The organism is Bradyrhizobium sp. 31Argb (genome assembly GCF_043638955.1).
In the GTDB taxonomy this organism is placed as follows: domain Bacteria; phylum Pseudomonadota; class Alphaproteobacteria; order Rhizobiales; family Xanthobacteraceae; genus Bradyrhizobium.
In genome coordinates this window covers 1-5131 of sequence record NZ_JBEGDB010000412.1, presented here as the reverse complement: position 1 = coordinate 5131, position 5131 = coordinate 1, and the positions used below count along the sequence as shown (strand labels likewise).

The window sequence follows — 5131 nt, the reverse complement described above, 5'->3', positions numbered from 1 at the left end:
CCGAACCGCCGGATACGGACCCGTACGTCCGGTGGTGTGGGAGGGGCGAAGCCGCGAGGCTTCCCCCTATCCCGATTTATGAGGGGCTCGAGGCCTGCCCTTGCAGGATTGTTTGCTTTCAGGATGTGGAGGAGAACGTCGAGGCCGTCGGCGACGTGGCGAAGGCGATCTTTGGGCCGCGCCAGATTCCGTCGGGCATGATGTCAGGTGGCCCGGACGGCCGTTGACCGGTTGCGCGACAAGTGAGGCCGCCGGACCGCGCCATGGCGGATCCATGCGTCCGGCGGATGCTTACTTTGAACGTCTTGCTTGCTGCGCGCGCTTCCGATGCGCGGCCTGTTTCGCCCGATTGCCGCACACCGCCATGCTGCACCACCTGCGCGCGCGGCTTCGGGTTCGATCGACGAACAAGAGCGTGCAGTCCGGCCCCTCGCACGCCTTCACGTAAGTGAAGTCTTCGGTGCAGACGAGGTCGGCCAGCGATCGCGCCAATGGGAGAAGCAGCGACTCTGGTGATTGCCAACGCCGCTCGCGGCGCCAGACGAGGCCGGAAACCCTTCCATGGCCATGGTGCCGGTTGTTAGGCCGATCACGCACCACGACCTGGCCGAATTCGTCGTCGCGCGCCAGCATTTGATTGAGCGGTTCGAGTTGGCGCAGTGCATTCTGCCCAATGGGCTTACCCATATGTTTGTAGACAAAGGGTTTGAACCAGTCCCGCAGCGCGCGCGCTTGTGCCGCGATGGCATCCAGCTCGCCGGGAAGGGCGCTCTTGCGAAAAGCGTTCAGCACCTCGTCCGGCACCAATCCGGCCTGTTTCAGCCACGCCAGAAGATCGTCTCCCGAGGCCAGCCACTCGACCTTGACATCCACCGGGACCGCAATGGAATTCAAGAAGTCCAGTCCCGGGTTATCGGCGATGAAGAAAGCTGGCGAGCGCTTGGTTGTCACAGGGGTCCCAGAGAAGCCGGCAATTATCGATAAGCCGGCAAGGCGAAATATAGCCGCTGGTACCTTGTGTGCAATAACCTGCACAAACCCATTTAGATGCTCTTTGCACCTCGCGTGCTGCGGCGTTTCTGAGAATGAGCGGGCGTCGTTGCGGCAACGACGTCGCAGGAGACCAGGGCAGCTAATCTCTTCAGGCCTCGATGGATGTTGATCTTGACGAGCGGCGCAGACTGGCCTGTGACGTCGGACGCGTGGGCAATGCTCAGGCCGTTGAGCTTCACGAGGCGGATCACAATGGCTTGCGCGGGCTTCAGCCGGCCAAGCAAGTCGTCCATCGTGGCGGCACTTACCGCGGTCCCCTCGTGGTCCCCGATCGATATGTCTTCGTCGAGCGGGAGCGCGGCGAATCGAGACGCGTCACGTATGCGATCGATTGCCTTGTAGCGTGCAATCGCCCTGACCCAGGCCCCGAACGCTCTCGACGGAGCGTATGTGTGCCGTTTGGCATGGATCGCGAGAAGCGCATCCTGTCTTGCATCATCTGATACAGGATAGGGAAGCCGCCGTGCATAATAACGACGGAGCCAGACGTCTATTTCGCGGAGCAACTGCTCGTAGGCCCGGCTGTCACCATCCTGCGCGGCGACCATCAGGCGACCCCATCGCTCGGACCGGCTATCCCAATTCGTGGACTGCAATGCGTTCTGCGCGCTTCGCGACGAACGTCCTGCGACGTCAAAGGACAGGAGCTTCTCGGCTGAACTCCGGGCGCGCTGCGTCAAGGCGGATGCAGCGCAATCGGTTATTCTATCGTGGATGGTGTCCATTGGAGAGGCTCCTCTCGACGCAATCAAGAAACGCGCTGGTTTCGAACGGCTTTCTGAGAAGACCGTAGGCGCTGGCGGCGATCGCCCCGTGGTCCACATCAACAATCGAACGGCACCTGGACACGCCCAGGAGTAGTTCGGCTGTTTCCGGCTCTGCACATCGCGACGGTCAATCCCGCCGTGCGGCACGCGAAAATTTCCCTGACGATCGGCGTTCCCTGTAACCAAACCAGTTCACCCAACGAAAGATGGTCACGTGAGACCGGTCAAGGTGGGCCGGAACAGCCATATCAAGAAGAAGTGACGTAACCGCCGACTGCGTAACAGACAAGTTACTGCGCCTGAGAGGCGGGAACTTCATGTGGTCAACTCAGCGCGGTTGGCATTCATCCGCAGCCGTTGTCAGGGAGACTTCAGCAGATGATCGACAAGACAGACGTCGCACGTCGCACTGTGCTTCGAGCAATTACCGCCGCTTCCGGTACCGCATTATCGCTCACGCTCTCGCAACGCGCCGCCGCCCAGCCTGTCGGCGAGGCCGCACCGGCCGCTTCCGATCAGTTTGAGACGGCGGAGATCGACACCGGCGACAACACCATTTTCATCAGGCGTTACGGTAAGGGATCCCCGCTGCTCATGGTGCATGGGTTTCCACGAACCAGCCTGATGTGGCGCTACGTAGCGCCGCAACTGGCGAGCAAGCACACGGTGATCTGCGTCGATCTGCGCGGCTATGGCCGCAGCGGCGTGCCCGCGTCCGCCGAGGATCACTACCCCTATTCAAAGCGAGCAATGGGGAACGAGCTTGTAGCGGTGATGGACAAGCTTGGGTTCTCGAAATTCGATCTGGTCGGACACGACCGTGGCGGCCGCGTTTCCTATCGCCTCGCGCTCGATCATCCTGAAAGGGTGCGGCGTCTCGCGGTGTTTGACGTCATCCCGATCTCGGAGGGATGGGCCCGCGCCAATGCAAAGTTCGCCACGACGTACTGGCCCTGGATTCTTCTGTGCCAGAAGGAGCCGCTTCCGGAAAAGTATCTTCTGGGCGCACCCGGTGCGGTGTTCGACAATCCGTTTGGCCAGGGCTCCTTTGGTCCCGATGTCAGGGCAGCGTACATCGAAACGTATCGCGATCCAGCTCGCGTGCACGCGATCTGCGAGGAGTATCGCGCGGCTGCGTCCCTTGATATCGAGCATGACAAGAAGGACAGGGAGGACTCGCGGCGTATCACGTGCCCGATGCTGCATCTCTGGGCTGTCGGCGGACCGCTCGATACTTTCTACGGACAGGATGGTGGCCCATTGGGAATCTGGCGGAGGTGGGCCGACAATGTGCAGGGGCAGGCCATGAAAGGCGGCCACTTCTTTCCCGAAGAAAACCCCACGGACACAACCCAACTGCTGGACGCCTTTCTATCGGCTTGATGCGTCAAGGGCAGTCACGTGGGATTGAGCGGAATGAACTGGATCGACCACATCGGATGTAGTAACCGGTCAAAACGTTATAATCAGGTTACTAATCTCCAAGCAGGCGGGAACTTCTCATGACCAAAGTTCATTACCGGAAGGCGGACGTCGACGGGTTCAAGGTATTCTATCGGGAGGCCGGGCCGGCCGATGCGACAGCGCTGCTACTGCTTCACGGGTTCCCAACTTCCGGCCATATGTTCCGCGAATTGATCCCGGCGTTGTCGGATCGCTTTCGCGTCATAGCGCCGGACCTGCCTGGCTTCGGCCAATCCGACATGCCGCCTCGCGACAGGTTTTCATATACGTTTGACCGATTGGCCGAAGTGATCGAGCGCTTCACCGAAGTGATCGGTCTCATCCGCTTCGCAATCTATGTGTTCGATTACGGCGCGCCGACCGGCTTTCGACTGGCTGCTCGCCATCCCGAACGCATCACGGCAATCGTCTCGCAAAACGGCAACGCCTATGAGGAGGGGCTGAGCGAGGGGTGGAATCCGATCCAGGCCTACTGGCAGGATCCCTCGCAGGCTAATCGCAGCGCACTCCGATCCTTCCTCGTGCCTGAGGCGACGATCTGGCAATACACGCACGGCGTGTCCGATACCACCGCTGTGTCTCCGGACGGCTATTCGCTCGACAACTTCTATTTGGCCCGCCCTGGCGCCGACGAGGTCCAGCTCGACCTGTTTGGCGACTACAAGAGCAATGTCGCGCTCTACCCGGCTTTTCAGGAATACTTCCGCAAGCACAAGCCGCCGTTCCTGGCGGTATGGGGCAAGAACGATCCTTTCTTTCTGCCGCCAGGCGCGGAGGCGTTCAAGCGGGACATTCCGGGCGCGGAAGTCCGCTTCTTCGATACCGGGCACTTTGCACTTGAGACACACTGCGAGGAGATCGCCGCAGCGATCCGCGGTTTTCTTTCGCGTTTGAAGTGAGCCGATAGATCGGCCGCCGCCGTGTGGCGCGAACAGCCCCCTCCCGAGAGTCGATGCGCGCGACTTTCTCGAGAAATTTGGCGGGCTCCAGAGCTCGCAGGACGTCGCCGAACCAATCGTTCGCGATCCATCCTGATACACATCGTTGTGAACCAGGAAGCTGCAGGTACTCGTAACGACGGGCACTACCGCGCGTAAGGGATGTCATGTAGTCACTCAAGGAGAGAAGTGCTCCACATGAAGACACCTTTCAACGTCGCCGAAAAGGGAGACGGGTCTTACCGACCGCTGGCTATCCTGCGCTGGGTCATGGTTGTCATCTTCGTGTCGTTTGGCATGCAGAAATTCACATTGCAGTCCGCGCAGGGCATCGTTCAATTCATCAGCAATAGTCCATTCATTTCGTGGTTGTCGGTATTTGGTCTCCGGGGAGAAGCGTATTTCCTCGGCGTTGCCGAGCTTGGTATCGCAGTGCTGCTTGCGGCAGGCGCGTTCAGCCCGATCTTGTCAGCCATTAGTTCGCTATTGGGCGTGATCACGTTCGCCATCACCTGGTCATTCTTCTTCACGACGCCGGGTGTCGTTGTCTGGAGTTGGTCGACCGACCCGATGGCCTGGAACTTGACCGGCGAGTTCATATTCAAGGATATCGTCCTGCTCTGCGTCTGCCTCGTGTTGTTCCTCGCCTCCTTGCCGCGATCTTTCATCCGATCACGCAGCATGTGAATCATAAGTCGCGACGACGCCGTAGGGTGGGCAAAGCGAAGCGTGCCCACCGTCGCGAGCACAGCACTGGATGGTGGGCACGGCGCAAGTACGTCTTTGCCCGCCGTACAACCTCAAGCGGCAACCACTCGCTCGCGTCACAAAACCTCCCTGTGGTTGATGGGGTGGACGGCCCCCTACGGCATCAGTTGTGCCAGAATGAGGTTGTCGAAATCTCAAACG

At 60.0% G+C, this 5131-nt stretch carries 6 protein-coding genes; 4 read left to right on the top strand and 2 right to left on the bottom strand.

The features are described from left to right. The coding region (locus tag AAFX91_RS38835; protein ID WP_394570028.1) for a hypothetical protein at positions 1-227 on the top strand (227 nt) is incomplete at its 5' end. A gap of 64 nt (positions 228-291) precedes the next feature. Here AAFX91_RS38835 and AAFX91_RS38830 read toward each other — a convergent pair. Beyond that, positions 292-951, bottom strand: a complete 660-nt coding sequence (locus tag AAFX91_RS38830; protein WP_394570027.1) for a CGNR zinc finger domain-containing protein — start codon at positions 949-951, stop codon at positions 292-294. A gap of 92 nt (positions 952-1043) precedes the next feature. Next, positions 1044-1601 (bottom strand): sigma factor-like helix-turn-helix DNA-binding protein, encoded by a 558-nt coding sequence (locus AAFX91_RS38825; protein ID WP_394570026.1) that lies wholly within the window; start codon positions 1599-1601, stop codon positions 1044-1046. 597 nt (positions 1602-2198) lie between these two features. Here AAFX91_RS38825 and AAFX91_RS38820 point away from each other — a divergent pair. The 3 genes from AAFX91_RS38820 (at position 2199) to AAFX91_RS38810 (ending at position 4909) form a co-directional block, all read left to right on the top strand. Then, a complete protein-coding gene (locus AAFX91_RS38820) occupies positions 2199-3203 on the top strand; it encodes an alpha/beta fold hydrolase (protein WP_394570025.1) in 1005 nt (334 codons plus the stop codon). Between the two features lie 119 nt (positions 3204-3322). Next, positions 3323-4183, top strand: a complete 861-nt coding sequence (locus tag AAFX91_RS38815; protein WP_394570024.1) for an alpha/beta fold hydrolase — start codon at positions 3323-3325, stop codon at positions 4181-4183. A gap of 237 nt (positions 4184-4420) precedes the next feature. Continuing rightward, a complete protein-coding gene (locus AAFX91_RS38810; protein ID WP_394570023.1) occupies positions 4421-4909 on the top strand; it encodes a DUF417 family protein in 489 nt (162 codons plus the stop codon). Positions 4910-5131 lie beyond the last annotated feature (222 nt).

Bases quoted from the DNA above. Each gene is read 5' to 3' on its own strand.
- AAFX91_RS38825 (WP_394570026.1), bottom strand. From the start codon at position 1,601: ATGGTCGCCGCGCAGGATGGTGACAGCCGGGCCTACGAGCAGTTGCTC.
- AAFX91_RS38810 (WP_394570023.1), top strand. From the start codon at position 4,421: ATGAAGACACCTTTCAACGTCGCCGAAAAGGGAGACGGGTCTTACCGA.
- AAFX91_RS38820 (WP_394570025.1), top strand. From the start codon at position 2,199: ATGATCGACAAGACAGACGTCGCACGTCGCACTGTGCTTCGAGCAATT.
- AAFX91_RS38815 (WP_394570024.1), top strand. From the start codon at position 3,323: ATGACCAAAGTTCATTACCGGAAGGCGGACGTCGACGGGTTCAAGGTA.